The sequence below is a fragment of the Klebsiella sp. GB_Kp056 genome (assembly GCF_040064755.1).
GTDB lineage: Bacteria > Pseudomonadota > Gammaproteobacteria > Enterobacterales > Enterobacteriaceae > Klebsiella > Klebsiella quasipneumoniae.
In genome coordinates this window covers 84930-103073 of sequence record NZ_JBEAJA010000054.1, presented here as the reverse complement: position 1 = coordinate 103073, position 18144 = coordinate 84930, and the positions used below count along the sequence as shown (strand labels likewise).

The following is an 18144-nucleotide window of genomic DNA, read 5'->3' as shown; positions in this document are numbered from 1 at the left end:
CTTACATCCTGACGTCGTTGCAGGTACACTGACGGCTGATTGTCTCCGGCCGAAAAACTGATGTTGAAAAAATTACCCTTTATTATCCCGCTGCTGGCGCTTACCGCGCTGCTGGTCTGGTGGTTCACCCCGCATTACACCGAGGAAGACGAAGCTTACTACCGGGCGGTATTTTGCGTGATCGATCATGACGACAGCCGCCAGTTCCTCGACGATATGCAAAACATCGTCGAGGGGGGGAATTCTGACTACGCGCTGCATAAAGCGCATTACCTGCCGGCGCTGGGGCAGCGGATGCTGGACACCTGGCATCAGCTCAGCCCGCAGGAACAGCAGACGCTGCGTCAGGACCGGCAGCGCTGCGGCGAGATATTACGGGCAAAACAGCAGGGTGAATAATCCCGGCGGGCTGGCGAAACAGCAGCCCGTCCCAGCGTCCGATAAGATCCCGCTGTTGATGAGCCGATCGCTGTCACAAAATCCTCCTCTATCGCCGGGCCACGGGATGACGTTTTTTTCTGCGGTCGCATACGATAAAAAGTAGTTGATCTGGTACGAACTAACTCTTATTTTGCTTCTCAGTTTTCAAAATGAGATAAAACTGATGCCTGTCATTATTGCCAGTAGTGTTAAAGAAGCCAAAGCGTTAATTAACGGTGGGGAATACAGGGAAATTATTCTTAACTTCGATATTGATGCCGATGACTTTTTCTCTCTCGCCAGCCATTCGGCTGGGACAAAAATCTCCATCTCCGACCGAAACGATCGCTCTCCGGTAAAATCAGCAAAATAATTAACCCGTGAGGGACATCTATGTGGTTGTTTATTGGTACCTTGGCGGTGGCTTTTCTCGCAGCGCTGATGTTGGTTTGGCTGGATGATCGCATCGCCGATACGGAGTGACCCCTGCGCTGAACGCTAGCGTCACCCCCTCTCGCTACTGAGGCGAAGAGGGTGCGCCGCCGCTTAGCGGCGCACAGCAGGGTCGTTACAGGGAGGCCGCCAGCCGCTCAACGGCGGTCAGCAGCCCCGCTTCCGACACCGTGGAGTAGGAAAGGCGCAGGGTACGGGTATCCGGATTATCGTGATAGAACGCTTCCCCCGGGACGTACACAACGCCGTTTTCCAGCGTTTTCTTCATCCATGCCATGGTATCGAATGGATAGCGGAAACGCGCCCACAGGAACATCCCACCCTGTGGGCGGCTGAATTCCAGATGCTCGCCAAGGCGACTCTCCAGCGCGTCGGCCAGCGCCACGCACTTCTTGCGATAGTCTTCGCGAATCAACGCAATCTGATTTTGCAGCCGGTTCAGGCTGAGGTATTCCGCGGTGATCACCTGCGACAGCATATTGGTATGCAGATCCGCCGCCTGCTTAACGATCACCGTCTGCTGCGCCAGCCAGTCCGGCATGACGATCCAGCCGATACGCATCCCCGGCGCGAGGATCTTTGAAAACGTCGAGGTGTAAACCACCTGATCTTCACAGCCCAGCTCAACGGCGTGCTGATAGAGCGGACGTCGCACGGCGTCAGTAAAGCTAATTTCACCGTAGGGATCGTCTTCCAGAATGACGAAGTCATATTTTTTCGCCAGCTCGACCAGCCGGCGACGACGCGCCTCGCTCAGCGTTTTACCGCCGGGGTTGCCGAACGTCGGCACCAGGTAGACGGCTTTGACGCGGGTGGTCTCCAGCAGGTCGGCCAGTTGCTCCACCAGCATCCCGTCATCATCGGTATCGACGCTGAGGATATTGGCCTGCGCCAGCTGAAACACCTGCAGCGCCGCCAGATAGGTGGGTCGCTCAACGACGATAGTATCGCCTGGATCGAGCAGCGTGCGGGCAACGATATCCAGCGATTGCTGGGAGCCGGAGGTGATATAGACCTGAGCGGCTGAACAGGTCACGCCACGGGAGTGGCAGATTTCACTCACCGCCTGACGCAGCGGCGGGTAGCCCTCGGTCAGACCGTACTGAAATGCGTCATGAAAACGCTCGCTCATCACCTTCTGCACCGCCAGCTCCAGGCCTTCGGTATCAAACAGTTCCGGGGCCGGAATGCCGCCGCCAAGCGAGATCACGCCCGGCAGTTTACTGTGCTTAAGAAGTTCGCGGACGGCGGAGGGCTTGAGTTCACCCGCGCGGGCGGCGAGACGCCGATCGTGCATACTATTTTCCTTTTCTGTCTTGTTGTTGTGTTAATTATCTTGGCTTTGTTGCAGGTGGTCCCCGGCGGCGCTTACCGGACCGGGCTATCCTGGTTCGTGTCTCTGCGCTTTCCCCGGACAGGGCGCGAGCCGCTATCCGGGGTCAGCACATCACGCTTTATCTTTCAATACGATCAGCGGCTCTATGTCGCTCTCTTTTTTCACCACCAGCGACGAATCGCCGCGCAGGCAGGTACCGCCGTAGTTACCGCCGACGGTAAAGGTGCACACCTGGATATACTTGCCATCCACTTTCGGCAGGCACCACAGCTGCTGGTAGATATTCTTACGATCGACAAACTGGCCGCTGGTCTGATCCAGAACCTCATCCTGAGGCCCGATCAGATCGATATTGTTCCCGCAGCGTCCGGAAATGGGCTTCACGGCATAACCGGTTTTCGCCAGCTCGTCGTTAACCACAAAATCGGTATCCAGCAGATAGCGATGATGCGGGAACAGCGACCACAGCACCGGCAGGATCGCTTTGTTGCCCGGGATCACCGTCCACAGGGGTTCGAATACCAATACTTCAGGACGCAGCAGGACGTCAATCAGTCGCACCTCATTCTGCGGATGTCCGGTACGAATCGGCACCGCCGCGTACTCATCGGCACTGACTTCGCGCACCTGCTCAATGGCGGTTTCCCATGCCCAGGTTTTCCAGACGCAGTTGACCAGCCGCCCGTCGGCGTCGATCAGCTGGCCGGCGGCATCCCAGCGCAGTTCATCGAGGCCAAAGAGAATTTTGCTCTCGAAACCGGCCTGGGTCAGCGAACGCTGGATAAACTTCGCGTGGTAATTCTCTTCCAGATCCTTGTCCTGCATGATGTGCACGAAAGGCCGCGCCCGGCTGTGTTTCCACGCCCCCGCCAGCTCATCGAGCAGACCTTCAGCCGGATTGTGACCCGTGCCGTAGTAGCCCTGCTTCAGCCACTGCTCGAGGATCAGCCCGCCTTCGGTATGGCAGGAGGCGGAGTCGGCATTGTACTCGTACACCTTCAGCCCGCGCTCGTCCATGCAAAAATCCATGCGCCCGGTGATCATATGATGACGCCGGCGCTGCCACGAGAGACGCAGACGCGGCCAGAGGATTTTCGGGATATCAAACAGCGCCAGCAGGTTATCATCCTTCATTACCTTATCGGTGGCGTGCAGATACATCAGGTGCAGCTCGTTGGTGGCTTTAATCAGCTCCTGTTCGGCGCTTTCGCTGATGGTGAAATACTGATAGGGATCCTGATTGATAAAATGGCCGTTGGCCGCCACGTAGGCTTTCTGCAGCGGATCTTTCTCGTTCAGCCATTTGCCGCGGAACTGGCCGTTGTTCGGCAGCCGCGCGCCCTTGATCGCCATCGCCTCGCCCGGCAGCACCGGCTGCGGCAGGCTGTGTTCGGTATCGGCGGTCTGGATCATCCAGCCTAAAATTTCGGTATCGGCAAAGGTATCTTTGATGGTGTACCGGCCGGCGTTGACCTCGAGGGTCAGCTCGCGGGTCCACTGCTGGCCCTGCGGCAGCGGCGAGTGAATGACGTTCTGCTCGGCGATACGCACCTTATTGCCGACAAGCTGGGTGATCACCGCGACGTGGCCGGTGTGCTTAAACTCGCCGCCCTTCTGCCAGATCAGCAGCGAACCGGCGATCGGCGGACGACGGGAGCCGTTGGCGAAGGCCTGCAGCGGGAGAATATTGTCATTGACCACTTCGCGCAGAAAGCGCAGGGAGAAGATTTCATAGGCCATCCCCACATCGGTAAAGACAAACCCGTAGGTCAGGAACAGAAAGCGGCGCGCAAATTCAACGCACTGCCATTTATGCCCCATATACTCATTGCCGATGTAGCTGCGAAACGTCGCGTCATCCGGATAGTCCTGCGGATTTAAGCTACTGTAATTCGATGAATAAATTGCCACGCCGCCGGGCGCGTAGCCTAACAATGTCCCAAACGGGGCGTCACTGCTTGTCGATCCTTTGCTCATTTAGCCTGACCTCAAATAAATGCAGCCCGGGCAGTTGGCGAAACAAAACTCCCTCTTCTTATCCTGCCGCAGGCACTTACCAGACAGAGGTGTAACGATGATACCACTCATTCGTTTCGCTAATCGTGCCGTTAAGGAAAATAACCCTGCAGCCGAAAGCAGAAGTGATATCGTTATCGGTGATATAACAAAAAAACAACGCAACATCAGGAGTCGACAATGAGCACACCCTCGCATCTGAATGCCCAACCGCTGGTCTGGGGACACGGCCCGCGGACGTTTGAGGTGTTCCTTGAGCCCACCTGCCCCTACTCTGTCCGCGCGTTTTATAAACTCGACGATCTGCTCGATGAGGTCGGCGCCGATAACGTAACCATCAAGATACGGCTGCAGTCGCAGCCGTGGCATCTGTTCTCCGGGGTGATTGTCCGCTGCATCCTCGCCGCGTCCACCCTGCCGCATGGCAGAGAGCAGGCGCATAAGGTGATGCAGGCCGTGGCAGACCATCGGGAAGAGTTTGAATTTACCGATCACTGCAGCGGGCCGAACATGAACGCCACGCCGCAGCAAATCATTGAACGCATTGAGCGCTACAGTCACGTCCTGCTGGGGGCCGCCTTTGCCCGCCCGGAGCTGCAGGACGTGATCAAGTGGCACAGCAAATATGCCCGCCAGAACGGCATCCATGTCTCGCCGACCTTTATGGTCAATGGTCTGGTGCAGCCGGATCTGGGCAGCGGCGATGATGTCAGCGTGTGGGCCGCGCGGATTATGGCCTGAGGTCACCTGCTACACTTTTTGTACATCCACGAAAAAGGCAAACCAGCATGTCAGAGCAAAACTACCAGCCACCAAAAGTGTGGGAATGGAAGCAAAACAGCGGCGGCGCGTTCGCCAACATCAACCGTCCCGTGTCCGGCGCGACTCATGAACGCGTCCTGCCGGTGGGAACCCATCCGCTCCAGCTATACTCACTTGGCACGCCCAACGGCCAGAAGGTGACGATCATGCTGGAGGAGCTGCTGGCGCTGGGCGTCAGCGGCGCGGAGTACGACGCCTGGCTGATACGCATTGGCGAAGGCGATCAGTTTTCCAGCGGCTTTGTCGACATCAACCCGAACTCGAAGATCCCGGCGCTGAGCGATCACTCCACCACGCCGCCCACCCGAGTATTCGAATCCGGCAACATTCTTCTCTATCTGGCGGAAAAATTTGGCTTCTTCCTGCCGAAGGATCCCGCCGGCCGCACTGAAACCCTTAACTGGCTGTTCTGGCTGCAGGGCGCCGCGCCCTTCCTCGGCGGCGGCTTCGGCCACTTCTATAACTATGCGCCGGTGAAGCTCGAGTACGCGATCGATCGCTTTACCATGGAAGCCAAACGCCAGCTCGACGTGCTGGACAAACAGCTCGCCCGCGGTCGCTATGTGGCCGGCGAGGAGTATACCATCGCCGATATGGCGGTCTGGCCATGGTATGGCAACGTGGTGCTGGGCAATGTCTATAACGCGGCGGAGTTCCTCGACGCCGGGAGCTACACCAACGTGCTGCGCTGGGCGCAGGATGTCGGCAACCGCCCCGCCGTCAAGCGCGGACGCATCGTTAATCGCACCAACGGCCCGCTCAATGAGCAGCTGCATGAGCGCCACGATGCCCGCGACTTTGACACCCAAACGGAAGATAAGCGCCAGGCGTAGCGCGCTGACCCACCGGAGGCGCCCGCCTCCGGTTTTTAGCTTTCCAGCCGATAGCCCGCCATAAGCGAGCGGTAGCGCTATTTATGACGTTTGCGCTAGCGTAAATACTTCTCAAACCATGCCAGCGTGCGTTGCCAGGCCAGGTCCGCCGCAGCCCGATCGTAGCGCGGCGTGGAATCATTATGAAAGCCGTGATTCACGCCCTGATAGAGATAGGCCTCATAGACTTTATGGTGTTCCTTCAACGCCTGTTCATAGGCGGGCCAACCTTCATTAATGCCGCTATCGAGTCCGGCGTAATGCAGCAGCAGCGGCGCTTTAATTTTATCGACCTCCTTCAGCGGCGGCTGGCGGCCGTAAAACGGCACCGCGCAGGCCAGCTCCGGAATGGCGACCGCCGCCGCGTTGCTGACGCCGCCGCCGTAGCAAAAACCGGTGATACCAACCTTCCCCGTCGCCTGCGGATGCTTCGCCATAAACGCGACCGCGGCAAAAAAGTCATTCATCAGCTTCACGGGATCGACTTTCTGCTGCAGCGCGCGGCCTTCATCATCATTCCCCGGATAGCCGCCGACGGCGCTCAGGCCATCCGGCGCCAGCGCGATATATCCCGCTTTCGCCACCCGCCGGGCGACGTCTTCAATATAGGGATTCAGGCCGCGGTTCTCATGCACCACCACCACGGCGGGTGCTTTGTCGGCTATTTTCGTCGGCGTCACCAGGTAAGCCCGCACTTCGCCGTGGCCGTCAGGAGAGGGATAATGAATATACTCCGGGCGGATATCCGGGTCGGTGAACGGTACCTGCTCTGCCAGGGCATAGTCGGGCTTCAGCAGATTAAATAGCGCCAGCGCGGTCATCCCGCCGACGGTATATTTCCCCGCCAGCTGGAGAAACTCGCGTTTGCTGATTTTACCGTGGGCATAGTAGTCATAATACTCGAGCAGCTGCTGCGGGAAATCTTTGGCCGTTAATCGCGTCATCACCCTGCCTCCGTTGTTAAGCGCCCTTTAAGCAAAGCAGAAGCCCGGACATACGCCAGCGCAGAACAGCAGAAACGGGGAGAAACAGCCCAGCGGCTAACGCCGCCGGGAGAGAAAGGATCAGTGTTTCACTTTGGTCAGACGATCGAGGTAGCCCATCACAAAGGCCGACAGCACAAAGGTCAGGTGGATGATGACGTACCACATCAGCTTATTGTCCGGAACGTTTTTCGCATCCATAAACACCCGCAGCAGGTGAATAGAGGAGATCGCCACGATGGAGGCGGCAACCTTATTTTTCAGCGACGTCGCGTCCATTTTGCCCAACCAGCTGAGTTTTTCTTTACCCTCGTTAATATCCAGCTGCGAGACAAAATTTTCATACCCGGAGAACATCACCATCACCAGCAAACCGCCCACCAGGGTCATATCCACCAGCGACAGCAGGGTCAGAATCATATCCGACTCACTGACGCTAAAAATATGCGGCAGTATGTGGAAGATCTCCTGAAAAAATTTGATGGTCAGCGCAATCAGACCGAGCGAGAGGCCAAAATAAACCGGCGCCAGCAGCCAGCGCGAGGCGTACATAGCATTTTCCAGAAAGCGTTCCATAAGATCCTGTCAGTTAACAAAAAGAAGCGACATTATATCTCAGACAGATAACGTGATGGCAACGCCAGGCCAACACTTCGCTGGCAGAGGACAATAAAAAAGGCCGGCGCGCGGCCAGCCTTTTCAGGAAAAGCATCGGGTTATTTGGCTTTGACGGTCTCTTCGCCCACCAGCCCGATCTTGAGATAGCCCGCCTGATGCAGGGTATCCATCACTTTCATCATCGTCTCGTAATCGACGGTTTTATCCGCGCGGAAGAAGACGGTGGTATCTTTTTTGCCGGCGGTCAGGCTATCCAGGGCGTTAATCATATTCGCTTCGGTCACCGGGTCGTTGCCGAGGAACATGCTCTTATCCGCCTTCACCGACAGGTAGATAGGTTTTTCCGGTCGCGGTTGCGGCTGGCTGGAGGAGGCCGGCAGATTGACCTTCACGTCGACCGTCGCCAGCGGCGCGGCTACCATGAAGATAATCAGCAGAACCAGCATGACGTCGATAAACGGCGTCACGTTGATCTCATGCATTTCGCCGTTATCGTCCAGATTTTCATTAAGACGCATCGCCATAGCCGATCAACCTACCCGTAATTTCTGCGCACTGCGCACCGGCTTCACGCCGCTGGCGCTGAGGTCCAGGTCGCGGCTTTGCAGCAGGAGGACCTGAGCGGCGACGTCGCCAAGCGAGGCCTTATAGCTGCCGATCATGCGGGCGAAGATGTTATAGATGACCACCGCCGGGATGGCGGCGAACAGACCGATAGCTGTCGCCAGCAGCGCTTCCGCGATGCCCGGCGCCACCACCGCAAGGTTGGTGGTCTGGGTCTGGGCGATGCCGATAAAGCTGTTCATGATGCCCCAGACGGTGCCGAACAGGCCCACGAACGGCGAAATGGCGCCGATGGTGGCCAGGTAGCCGTTGCCGCGCCCCATATGGCGACCGACGGCCGCGACGCGGCGCTCAAGGCGGAAACCGGTTCGTTCCTTGATGCCTTCATTGTCTTCGGCACCGGCGGAGAGTTCGAGTTCGTTCTGCGCTTCATTGATAAGCTGGGTGGTGAGGCTTTTCGCCTCAAAGGCGCTGGCGATATCGCTGGCCTGATCGAGAGAGCGGGCTTCCGCCAGCTGCTGCTGTTCACGTTTGAGGCGACGCTTGCTGGCGAGGATTTCCGCCCCTTTACCGAAGAAGATGGCCCAGGTGACGACCGACGCCAGAATCAGGCCAATCATCACCACCTTAACGACAATATCGGCATGATGATACATACCCCAAACGGAGAGATCCGCCTGCATCAAATTATTACCCACGCTCTATCTCCACGACGATAATCACAAAATCTGCCCACAATAATATCAAAACGACATCGAATTGATAGTGGTTCTCATTAGTATTTACACTGTGCAGCAAATCACGTTTATTTTCCTTGCGCTTACGCAGTAAAAAAGTGGCTAACCGCGGGCCTGGTAAAATTTTCGCCTGTATCGGCAGCGCGCTGGTACAGAAAAGAAGATTCATGCTAGTTTAGACGTCCAGACGTATAAAAACAGGTTCATCAACATGGCTGATAAACATCTTGATACCGCGCTGGTCAACGCCGGGCGGAGCAAAAAATATACCCAGGGCTCAGTGAACAGCGTGATCCAGCGCGCGTCATCGCTGGTGTTCGACACCGTAGAGGCCAAAAAGCACGCCACCCGCAATCGGGCCAACGGCGAGCTGTTCTATGGGCGTCGCGGCACCCTGACCCACTTCTCGCTGCAGGAAGCGATGTGCGAGCTGGAGGGCGGCGCCGGCTGCGCCCTCTTCCCCTGCGGCGCGGCCGCGGTGGCCAACACTATCCTGGCGTTTGTCGAGCAGGGCGACCATGTGCTGATGACCAATACCGCCTATGAGCCAAGCCAGGATTTTTGTACCAAAATTCTCGCCAAACTCGGCGTGACCACCAGCTGGTTCGATCCCTTAATCGGCGCCGATATTGCCCGTCTGGTTCGCCCTGAGACCCGCGTGGTGTTCCTGGAATCGCCCGGCTCCATCACCATGGAAGTGCACGATGTGCCGGCGATTGTCGCCGCCGTGCGTCAGGTCGCCCCGGAAGCGATTATCATGATCGATAACACCTGGGCGGCGGGGATCCTGTTCAAAGCGCTGGATTTTGGCATTGATATTTCTATTCAGGCAGGCACCAAATACCTGATCGGCCACTCCGACGCCATGGTCGGCACCGCGGTGGCGAACGCGCGCTGCTGGCCGCAGCTGCGTGAGAATGCCTATCTGATGGGGCAAATGCTGGACGCCGATACCGCCTATATGACCAGCCGCGGCCTGCGCACGCTGGGCGTCCGCCTGCGTCAGCATCATGAAAGCAGCCTGCGCATCGCCGAGTGGCTGGCGCAGCATCCGCAGGTGGCGCGGGTCAACCACCCCGCTCTGCCCGGCAGTAAAGGCCATGAGTTCTGGAAGCGCGATTTTACCGGCAGCAGCGGGCTGTTCTCTTTTGTGCTCAACAAGCGTCTCAACGACGCTGAGCTGGCAGCGTATCTCGACAACTTCAGCCTGTTCAGCATGGCCTACTCGTGGGGCGGCTTTGAATCGCTGATTCTGGCCAATCAGCCGGAGCAAATCGCTCACATCCGACCGGATGCGGAAGTCGACTTCAGCGGTACGCTGATCCGTTTGCACATTGGACTCGAAAATGTTGACGATCTGCAGGCGGATTTAGCAGCGGGCTTCGCGCGTATCGTGTAAAGTGACAGTCAGTGGCAACAATAGCGGACGCTTTTTATCGGAGCGGCCGCTTTTGTTGCGCCCGGGATCAAGGTGCTCGGGTCTCTTCAGGAGTACACTAGTCAACAATACGGTACCACTTAGGAAAGTCCATGGTTGTCATTCAAGAGATTGTCGCCGCGCTGTGGCAACATGATTTTGCCGCACTGGCGAACCCTCATGTTGTGGGCGTTGTATATCTGGTTATGTTCGCGACCCTGTTTCTGGAAAACGGGCTGCTGCCTGCCTCCTTTTTACCTGGAGACAGCCTGCTGCTGCTCGCCGGCGCGCTGATTGCTAAAGGCGTCATGGACTTTGTGCCCACTATCGCCATTCTGACCGCCGCCGCCAGCCTCGGCTGCTGGTTGAGCTATGTACAGGGGCGCTGGCTGGGCAATACGCAAACGGTGAAAGGCTGGCTGGCGCACCTGCCGCATAAGTACCATCAGCGCGCCACCTGCATGTTTGACCGCCACGGTCTGCTGGCGCTGCTCGCGGGCCGCTTTCTGGCATTTGTCCGTACCCTGCTGCCAACCATGGCGGGGATTTCCGGTCTGCCGAACCGCCGCTTCCAGTTCTTCAACTGGCTGAGCGCCCTGCTGTGGGTCGGCGTGGTCACGGGCCTCGGCTATGCGCTGAGCATGATCCCATTCGTGAAGCGTCATGAAGATCAGGTGATGACCTGCCTGATGATCCTGCCGATTGCCCTGCTGCTGGCTGGCCTGCTCGGCACGCTGTTCGTGGTGATCAAAAAGAAATACTGCAGCGCCTGACGTCGACTGCCGGGGGGCTGCGCCCGCCCGGCCTGCTCCCTCCCCGGTATTACATTCCCTGCATCGTACGAATACGCGCGGCGTCTTCCCCGGGCGTCATCCCGAAGTAGCGCTTAAACTCGCGACTGAACTGGGAAGGGCTTTCATAGCCCACCTGTATCGCCGCCGCGCTGGCCTTCATCCCGTCATGGATCATCAGCATGCGCGCCTTGTGCAGACGGTAGGTTTTCAGATACTGCAGCGGCGAAGTACTGGTCACCGATTTAAAATTATGGTGAAACGCCGACACGCTCATATTCGCTTCCGCCGCCAGCCGATCGACGCTGAGGTTTTCGGTGTATTGACTCTCGATATGCTTGAGTACGCGGCTAATCAGGCTGAAGTGGGTCTGCCGGCTGACCAGCGCCAGCAGCGCGCCGCCGCAGGGTCCCGTCAGCACATAGTAGAGGATTTCGCGGACGATCTGCTTGCCAAGGATCCGCGCGTCCAGCGGCCGCTCCATCACGTCGAGCAGCCGTTCAGCAGCGCACAAGATATCCTCCGAGAGCACTGCGGAGTTTATCCCGCTGGAGGCGACGGCGGGCTGAAACAGCGGATCCTCGCCAATATCCATCAGCAGCTCCTGCAGCTGCAGGATATCGACGTTCAGGCGCATGCCGGCCAGGGGCAACTCCGGGGTGGCAAAGGTTTCGCATTCGAAAGGCAGCGGTACGGTCAGCAGCAGATATTCGTTTGTATCGTAGCGAAACGTCCGCTCATTGATATAACCAATTTTATGGCCAGAAAAGAGAAAAACGATCCCCGGCTGGTACATCACCGGCATCCGCGGTCCCGGCTGCGTCCCGTACAGCAGGCGGACGTCGGGTAGTAGCGAACTTAACATTTCGTGCTTATCTTTCAGCTGGTTAACCTTTTCTGTCAGAGTCTGACATATCTCTGCGTGTTGCATTGCCACCGTCTCTCCCGATGTTTCTTCACCCGTACATTGTGCGCAGGCCGCCGCGAATTCTCCAGCCATATGGAGAAATAGGCAAGACATAGGCAGAAATGTGCATTGAGGGGCAACGGCGCCAGGACCACAATAACCGTCATCGGGCAGCGGTATCGTCCCTGTCGGCGGTTTTACTCTTTTGAGGATTCAAGCAATGAATAATTTTGACCTGCATACCCCAACCCGCATTCTGTTTGGCAAAGGCGCGATTGAAAAACTGCGTGAACAGATCCCGGCGGAAGCTCGCGTACTGATCACCTACGGCGGCGGCAGCGTGAAAAAAACGGGCGTCCTGGATCAGGTACTGACCGCCCTGAATGGCCTGGACGTCCTTGAATTTGGCGGCATCGAGCCGAACCCGTCTTACGAAACCCTGATGAATGCGGTGAAGCTCGCCCGCGAAGAGAAGGTCACCTTCCTGCTGGCGGTCGGCGGCGGTTCGGTGCTGGATGGCACCAAGTTTATCGCGGCAGCAGCCCACTATGACGCCAACATCGATCCGTGGGAAATTCTGGAAACCTATGGCAGTAAGATCGCCAGCGCCATTCCAATGGGCTCGGTTCTCACTCTGCCGGCGACCGGTTCTGAATCAAACAAAGGGGCGGTGATTTCGCGGAAAACTACCGGCGACAAACGCGCGTTTATGTCTTCCCATGTTCAGCCGCAGTTCGCGATCCTCGATCCGGTCTACACCTATACCCTGCCGCCGCGCCAGGTCGCCAACGGCGTGGTTGACGCCTTCGTCCATACCGTCGAACAGTACGTCACCTACCCGGTTGACGGCAAAATTCAGGACCGCTTCGCCGAAGGCATTCTCCTGACCCTGATCGAGGATGGCCCGAAAGCGCTGCAGGAGCCGGAAAACTATAACGTGCGCGCCAACATTATGTGGGCCGCGACCCAGGCGCTGAACGGCCTGATCGGCGCAGGCGTGCCGCAGGACTGGGCAACGCATATGCTTGGTCACGAACTGACGGCGATGCATGGTCTCGATCACGCCCAGACGCTGGCTATCGTTCTGCCGGCGCTGTGGAATGAGAAGCGCGATACCAAGCGCGAGAAGCTGCTGCAATATGCGGAGCGCGTGTGGCATATCACCGAGGGCTCAGACGACCAGCGCATCGATGCCGCCATCGCCGCGACGCGCCAGTTCTTCGAGCAGATGGGCGTGCCGACCCGCCTCTCCGATTACGGTCTCGACGGTAGCTCCATCCCGGCGCTGCTGGCGAAACTGGAAGAGCACGGCATGACCAAGCTGGGCGAGCGCCAGGATATCACCCTGGACGTCAGCCGTCGTATCTACGAGGCTGCCCGCTAAGTTACCCCGCCTGATTCACCTCCCCTTACGTTAAACAAACGTCGGGGAGAGGTGTTTTTACTACCGTTTTTAGCTATTTCGTCCAGACTTAATGCTACCCCTCGGCGGATCCTGCTTCGCCGAGTTCATTAACAGGAGGAAGGCATGACACATCCAACCGTTATAAAACTACACGACGGCAACCTGATGCCGCAGCTGGGTCTCGGCGTGTGGAAAGCTGGCAACGAGGAAGTCGTCTCCGCCATTCATAAGGCGCTGGAAGTCGGTTATCGCTCTTTTGACACCGCCGCCGCGTACCAAAATGAGGCTGGCGTCGGCAACGCCCTGCAAAGCGCTGGCGTCAATCGCGATGAGCTATTCATCACCACCAAGCTGTGGAACGACGATCAAAAACGGCCGCACGAGGCGCTGAAAGAGAGTCTCAGCAAGCTGAAGCTGGACTATGTGGATCTCTATTTAATCCACTGGCCGGTGCCGGCTATCGGCCATTACGTCGAGGCCTGGCAGGCGCTGATTGAGCTGCAGCAGCAGGGGCTGGCGAAGAGCATCGGCGTGTGTAATTTCCAGGTGCCGCATCTGCAGAAGCTGATTGATGAAACCGGCGTCGCGCCGGTGATCAACCAGATAGAGCTGCATCCGCTGCTGCAGCAGCGGCAGCTGCACGCCTGGAACGCCACCCACAAGATCCAGACCGAATCCTGGAGCCCGCTGGCCCAGGGCGGTAAGGGCGTCTTCGATCAGAAAGTTATCCATCAGCTGGCTGATAAATATGGCAAAACGCCGGCGCAGATTGTCATCCGCTGGCATCTCGACAGCGGTCTGGTGGTAATCCCCAAATCCGTCACGCCGTCGCGCATCGCCGAAAACTTTAACGTCTGGGATTTCCGCCTGGATAAAGAAGAATTGGGGGAGATTGCCAGGCTGGATCAGGGCAAGCGTCTGGGGCCCGACCCGGATCAGTTCGGCGGATAACAGGTAAAAAAGCCGGGCAGCGCTGACGCGTGTCCGGCTTGAGAAACCGCCCGGCCAGCGAAACGCTGCCGGGCGCAAAGTCAGGCTTAACGCCCGGCGACTTTACCCCGTTTAACGGGCTTTTTCGCCGTTGCGCCACCGTTAGAACGCTGATGCACAATCGGCGTGTGCTTGGTCAGCGCCGGGCGGGTATGACGGTTCTGGCGACGCGCTTCGCGCATCTCATCGAGAGTCGGCGCCGGCACCAGGCAGTCGCGACGTGAGCCAATCAGGTGTTTCTTGCCCATCGCCTCCAGCGCCTGACGGATCAGCGGCCAGTTGGCCGGATCGTGATAGCGCAGCAGCGCTTTGTGCAGACGGCGCTGTTTATCGCCCTTCGGCACCACCACCTCTTCACTCTTATAGCCGATCTTGCCCAGCGGGTTTTTGCCGGTGTAATACATGGTGGTCGAGTTCGCCAGCGGCGACGGATAGAAGTTCTGCACCTGGTCGAGACGGAAGCGGTGCTTCTTCAGCCACAGCGCCAGGTTCACCATGTCTTCATCACGGGTCCCCGGGTGGGCGGAGATAAAGTACGGGATCAGATACTGCTCTTTACCCGCCTGCTTCGAATAGGTGTCGAACAGCTCTTTAAAGCGGTCGTAGCTGCCCATTCCCGGCTTCATCATCTTCGACAGCGGGCCCTCTTCGGTATGCTCCGGCGCGATCTTCAGATAGCCGCCGACGTGGTGGGTCGCCAACTCTTTGATATAGCGCGGATCTTCGACCGCGATGTCATAGCGTACCCCGGAGGCGATAAGGATCTTCTTGATGCCCTTCAGCTCGCGGGCGCGACGGTAAAGATTGATCGTCGGCTCATGGTTGGTATCCATGTGCGGGCAGATATCCGGGTAGACGCAGGAGAGTCGGCGGCAGGTCTGCTCGGCGCGTGGCGATTTGCAGCGCAGCATATACATGTTGGCGGTGGGTCCGCCGAGATCGGAGATCACGCCGGTAAAGCCCGGTACCGTGTCGCGAATGGCTTCGATCTCATTGATGATCGAATCCTCGGAACGGCTCTGGATAATGCGTCCTTCGTGCTCGGTGATCGAGCAGAACGAACACCCGCCGAAGCAGCCGCGCATGATGTTAATCGAGAAACGGATCATCTCATACGCCGGGATGCGCGCATCGCCATAGGAAGGATGCGGCACGCGCTTGTAAGGCAGGGCGAAGACGCTGTCCATTTCTTCAGTGGAGAGCGGGATTGCCGGCGGGTTGATCCAGATGTAGCGCTCGCCGTGCTTTTGCATCAGCGCCCGGGCGCAGCCGGGGTTGGTTTCATGGTGCAGAATGCGCGAGGCGTGAGCGTACAGGACCTTATCGCCTTTCACCTTCTCGAAAGAAGGCAGCAGCACATAGGTTTTTTCCCACGGTTTTGGCCGCGGCGGCTGCACAGTGATGCTTTTCGCTTCCTGTTTCTTCGGCGCGACCGGTTTGTTATCGGCGCACGGCAGATCTTCACCATACGGGTGCGGGATGGGGTCGATTTTGCCCGGGGTATCCAGACGGGTGGAGTCTACGCCGCTCCAGCCCGGGAGAGCCTCTTTCACCATGATGGCGGTATTACGCACATCGCGGATCTGGTCGATGGTTTCGCCCATCGCCAGGCGATGAGCCACTTCCACCAGCGGACGCTCGCCGTTGCCGAACATCAGCATATCGGCCTTGGAGTCCACCAGCACCGAGCGGCGCACGGTATCGGACCAATAATCATAATGCGCGGTACGGCGCAGGCTGGCTTCGATGCCGCCGAGGATCACGGGCACATCTTTCCACGCCTCTTTACAGCGCTGGGTATACACCAGGGTGGCGCGGTCCGGGCGCTTGCCCGCCACGTTGCCGGCGGTGTAAGCGTCGTCATGGCGCAGCTTACGGTCGGCGGTGTAGCGGTTGATCATCGAGTCCATGTTGCCGGCGGTCACCCCGAAGAACAGGTTCGGTTTGCCCAGACGCATGAAGTCGTCTTTGGTGTTCCAGTCCGGTTGGGAGATGATCCCCACGCGGAACCCCTGCGCTTCCAGCATGCGGCCGCAGATAGCCATCCCGAAGCTCGGGTGGTCGACGTAGGCGTCGCCGGTGACCAGAATAATGTCGCAGCTATCCCAGCCAAGTTGATCCATCTCTTCACGCGACATCGGTAAAAATGGCGCAGGGCCAAAACAGGCAGCCCAGTATTGCGGCCAGGAAAAAAGGTCACGATCCGGTTGGATCAGGGATATTGCGCTCATATTGCTTCCGGGGAAATGATAAAAAAATAACCAAAAGGGCGTGGATTATAAGCCGGAATGATAGTGGAAATGAAGGAGGATTTTCTCAAACCCTGACCGTATGCCGGCCAGGGTCGAAGAGTTTACGGTGCGGGATTCACCAGCATCTGGCCAATCGAACCGCGGTCGGCCAGCTCCAGCGTCTGGCTCAGATACTGGAACGGGAAGTGCGGCCACGACGGCTGGGCGTAGTAGACCAGCAGTTCGACCTGCCCGTCGACCCACACGGTGTCCTTCCAGCCGCGGTCTTCCGGGAAAGGGGTCGAGCCGTTGACGTTACGGATCTGGAACATCACCCCTTCAATATGGAACGACTGCGGGCGGTCGGCGCGCACCGTCCAGCGCTCCCAAGTCCCCTGCTGCGCCGTGATATCGATACGCTGCGGATCCCACAGCTGGCCGTTAATCCCCGGATCGTCGCCGAGCGTGATATCCCGGCTGCGGATCGGCGTGCCGGAGAGCAGCTCCGTCGGCAGCAGACGCGCCGGCAGGCTGTCGGTGACCAGCGGCAGCAGCCCGGTCGGGCGCAGGGTCAGCACCAGCGTGGAGACCAGAATGCTGGACGGTTCAAAAAAGCCGCGGATACGGTCGACGATGCTCGCCGCTTCGCCGCAGGTAATGGACACTTCATCGCCGTTGGTCATATCGACCAGAATTTCACGCCGTTCCCCCGGCGCCAGCGACAGCTGCTTGAGCGAAACCGGCGCCGGCAGGAACCCCTGGTCGCCGGAAATGACATGCAGCAGTCGGCCATCGCTCATCTGTAGCTGATAGCGCCGGGAGTTGGAAGCGTTCAGCAGGCGCAGACGCACCCAGCCGCGGGACACTTCGACATAGGGGCTCTGCACGCCATTGACCAGCAGCGTATCGCCGACGAAGCCGCCGCTGCCCGGTTCGCTATATTCCGGCGTGCCGAAGTTATCCAGCCGTTTGTCCTGAATTATCACCGGGAAGTCATCGACGCCATAGTGGTTAGGGATCGGCAGGTTCTTGCTCACCTCATCCTCCACCAGCCACATGCCGGCCAGACCGTTATAGACCTGCTTCGCCATCCGGTTCGGCGTATTGGCCTGGTACCACAGCGTCGCCGCACTCTGCCGGATCGGCAGCACCGGCGCCCAGTCGGCGTTCGGCGACATCATGCGCGCCGCGCCGCCGATCAGCGGGCCAGGCACCTGCAGGCCGCGGATGGTCATCGCGACGTTCTCCGTCAGACGGTTGCTGTAGATAAGCTTGACGTCGTCCCCGCTCCAGACGCGGATCGTCGGCCCCATATAGCGGCCATTGATCCCCCAGACGGGGGCGCGGGTGCCTGGCGTAAACGACCAGTGTGAACGCTGCAGCGTCAGAAACAGCGGCTGACCGCGACGGGACTCCAGCAGCGGCGGAACCGGCAGCGCAGGCTGCTGGCCGGCGGCATGGGCCTTCAGCGGCGCGGCGCCAGCGCACAGCGCTACGCCGGAAGCCTTAATAAACTGACGCCGACTGAGTGACATATTAACTCCATGACATACTGACAAATGAAAAAGGGAATTCGTTTCCC

At 58.4% G+C, this 18144-nt stretch carries 17 protein-coding genes and 1 pseudogene; 8 read left to right on the top strand and 10 right to left on the bottom strand.

From position 1 onward, the window contains the following. Nucleotides 1-60: 60 nt before the first annotated feature. The gene (locus ABLV52_RS15840) at nt 61-399 is read left to right on the top strand and encodes a hypothetical protein (protein ID WP_023291012.1); all 339 of its coding nucleotides are present in this window, start codon (nt 61-63) and stop codon (nt 397-399) included. Between the two features lie 205 nt (nt 400-604). Then, nucleotides 605-793: a hypothetical protein gene (locus tag ABLV52_RS15835; RefSeq protein WP_004205204.1), complete on the top strand. Its 189-nt coding sequence runs from the start codon at nt 605-607 to the stop codon at nt 791-793. A gap of 195 nt (nt 794-988) precedes the next feature. Here the strand turns inward: ABLV52_RS15835 and ABLV52_RS15830 are convergent, their stop codons facing one another. The 3 genes from ABLV52_RS15830 to ABLV52_RS15820 all read right to left on the bottom strand — a co-directional run bounded on the left by ABLV52_RS15830 (nt 989) and on the right by ABLV52_RS15820 (nt 4385). Beyond that, on the bottom strand, nt 989-2170 hold the full coding sequence (locus ABLV52_RS15830) for a PLP-dependent aminotransferase family protein (protein WP_032454059.1): 1182 nt from the start codon (nt 2168-2170) through the stop codon (nt 989-991). A gap of 150 nt (nt 2171-2320) precedes the next feature. Continuing rightward, complete coding sequence (gene gss / locus ABLV52_RS15825; protein ID WP_060590330.1) at nt 2321-4186, bottom strand: bifunctional glutathionylspermidine amidase/synthase; 1866 nt, start codon at nt 4184-4186, stop codon at nt 2321-2323. 76 nt (nt 4187-4262) lie between these two features. Then, nucleotides 4263-4385, bottom strand: a complete 123-nt coding sequence (locus ABLV52_RS15820; RefSeq protein WP_032454061.1) for a hypothetical protein — start codon at nt 4383-4385, stop codon at nt 4263-4265. Nucleotides 4386-4405: 20 nt separating this feature from the next. Here ABLV52_RS15820 and ABLV52_RS15815 point away from each other — a divergent pair, with 20 nt between their 5' ends. Next, entirely contained in the window at nt 4406-4966 is a 561-nt protein-coding gene (locus tag ABLV52_RS15815) for a thioredoxin domain-containing protein (RefSeq protein ID WP_348890590.1), read from the top strand. 47 nt (nt 4967-5013) lie between these two features. Further along, nucleotides 5014-5880: a glutathione-dependent disulfide-bond oxidoreductase gene (yghU, locus tag ABLV52_RS15810; protein ID WP_348890589.1), complete on the top strand. Its 867-nt coding sequence runs from the start codon at nt 5014-5016 to the stop codon at nt 5878-5880. A 95-nt stretch (nt 5881-5975) separates the two neighbouring features. Here yghU and yghX read toward each other — a convergent pair whose 3' ends face one another. From yghX to exbB, 4 genes are all read right to left on the bottom strand, one after another. Continuing rightward, nucleotides 5976-6863, bottom strand: coding sequence for a YghX family hydrolase (yghX, locus tag ABLV52_RS15805; protein ID WP_023323279.1), 888 nt, complete (start codon nt 6861-6863; stop codon nt 5976-5978). A gap of 120 nt (nt 6864-6983) precedes the next feature. Further along, nucleotides 6984-7478, bottom strand: coding sequence for a TIGR00645 family protein (locus ABLV52_RS15800; protein ID WP_004105804.1), 495 nt, complete (start codon nt 7476-7478; stop codon nt 6984-6986). Between the two features lie 140 nt (nt 7479-7618). Then, entirely contained in the window at nt 7619-8044 is a 426-nt protein-coding gene (gene exbD / locus ABLV52_RS15795) for a TonB system transport protein ExbD (RefSeq protein WP_002916785.1), read from the bottom strand. A gap of 6 nt (nt 8045-8050) precedes the next feature. After that, nucleotides 8051-8782, bottom strand: a complete 732-nt coding sequence (gene exbB / locus ABLV52_RS15790; protein ID WP_004174395.1) for a tol-pal system-associated acyl-CoA thioesterase — start codon at nt 8780-8782, stop codon at nt 8051-8053. Between the two features lie 250 nt (nt 8783-9032). Here exbB and metC point away from each other — a divergent pair, with 250 nt between their 5' ends. After that, the gene (gene metC / locus ABLV52_RS15785) at nt 9033-10220 is read left to right on the top strand and encodes a cystathionine beta-lyase (RefSeq protein WP_032454065.1); all 1188 of its coding nucleotides are present in this window, start codon (nt 9033-9035) and stop codon (nt 10218-10220) included. Nucleotides 10221-10351: 131 nt separating this feature from the next. Beyond that, complete coding sequence (yghB, locus tag ABLV52_RS15780; RefSeq protein WP_004205217.1) at nt 10352-11011, top strand: DedA family general envelope maintenance protein YghB; 660 nt, start codon at nt 10352-10354, stop codon at nt 11009-11011. A 49-nt stretch (nt 11012-11060) separates the two neighbouring features. On the opposite strand, the gene ABLV52_RS15775 is transcribed toward yghB, so the two are convergent. Beyond that, on the bottom strand, nt 11061-11960 hold the full coding sequence (locus ABLV52_RS15775) for an AraC family transcriptional regulator (RefSeq protein ID WP_348890651.1): 900 nt from the start codon (nt 11958-11960) through the stop codon (nt 11061-11063). 196 nt (nt 11961-12156) lie between these two features. Between ABLV52_RS15775 and yqhD the strand changes: the two genes are divergently transcribed. After that, nucleotides 12157-13320 (top strand): alcohol dehydrogenase, encoded by a 1164-nt coding sequence (yqhD, locus tag ABLV52_RS15770; RefSeq protein WP_023291020.1) that lies wholly within the window; start codon nt 12157-12159, stop codon nt 13318-13320. A 144-nt stretch (nt 13321-13464) separates the two neighbouring features. Next, entirely contained in the window at nt 13465-14292 is an 828-nt protein-coding gene (gene dkgA, locus ABLV52_RS15765) for a 2,5-didehydrogluconate reductase DkgA (protein WP_032454068.1), read from the top strand. Nucleotides 14293-14438: 146 nt separating this feature from the next. Here dkgA and ABLV52_RS15760 read toward each other — a convergent pair. After that, nucleotides 14439-16651, bottom strand: a pseudogene (locus ABLV52_RS15760) (YgiQ family radical SAM protein); the annotation flags it as partial. Between the two features lie 33 nt (nt 16652-16684). Then, on the bottom strand, nt 16685-18097 hold the full coding sequence (gene ftsP, locus ABLV52_RS15755) for a cell division protein FtsP (protein WP_023291023.1): 1413 nt from the start codon (nt 18095-18097) through the stop codon (nt 16685-16687). Nucleotides 18098-18144: the final 47 nt, after the last annotated feature.

Coding starts and splice junctions, on each gene's coding strand:
- exbD (WP_002916785.1), bottom strand. CDS start 8,044: ATGGCGATGCGTCTTAATGAAAATCTGGACGATAACGGCGAAATGCAT.
- ABLV52_RS15775 (WP_348890651.1), bottom strand. CDS start 11,960: ATGCAACACGCAGAGATATGTCAGACTCTGACAGAAAAGGTTAACCAG.
- yghX (WP_023323279.1), bottom strand. CDS start 6,863: ATGACGCGATTAACGGCCAAAGATTTCCCGCAGCAGCTGCTCGAGTAT.
- ftsP (WP_023291023.1), bottom strand. CDS start 18,097: ATGTCACTCAGTCGGCGTCAGTTTATTAAGGCTTCCGGCGTAGCGCTG.
- metC (WP_032454065.1), top strand. CDS start 9,033: ATGGCTGATAAACATCTTGATACCGCGCTGGTCAACGCCGGGCGGAGC.
- ABLV52_RS15815 (WP_348890590.1), top strand. CDS start 4,406: ATGAGCACACCCTCGCATCTGAATGCCCAACCGCTGGTCTGGGGACAC.
- gss (WP_060590330.1), bottom strand. CDS start 4,186: ATGAGCAAAGGATCGACAAGCAGTGACGCCCCGTTTGGGACATTGTTA.
- ABLV52_RS15830 (WP_032454059.1), bottom strand. CDS start 2,170: ATGCACGATCGGCGTCTCGCCGCCCGCGCGGGTGAACTCAAGCCCTCC.
- ABLV52_RS15835 (WP_004205204.1), top strand. CDS start 605: ATGCCTGTCATTATTGCCAGTAGTGTTAAAGAAGCCAAAGCGTTAATT.
- ABLV52_RS15840 (WP_023291012.1), top strand. CDS start 61: ATGTTGAAAAAATTACCCTTTATTATCCCGCTGCTGGCGCTTACCGCG.
- dkgA (WP_032454068.1), top strand. CDS start 13,465: ATGACACATCCAACCGTTATAAAACTACACGACGGCAACCTGATGCCG.
- yghB (WP_004205217.1), top strand. CDS start 10,352: ATGGTTGTCATTCAAGAGATTGTCGCCGCGCTGTGGCAACATGATTTT.
- yqhD (WP_023291020.1), top strand. CDS start 12,157: ATGAATAATTTTGACCTGCATACCCCAACCCGCATTCTGTTTGGCAAA.
- ABLV52_RS15800 (WP_004105804.1), bottom strand. CDS start 7,478: ATGGAACGCTTTCTGGAAAATGCTATGTACGCCTCGCGCTGGCTGCTG.
- yghU (WP_348890589.1), top strand. CDS start 5,014: ATGTCAGAGCAAAACTACCAGCCACCAAAAGTGTGGGAATGGAAGCAA.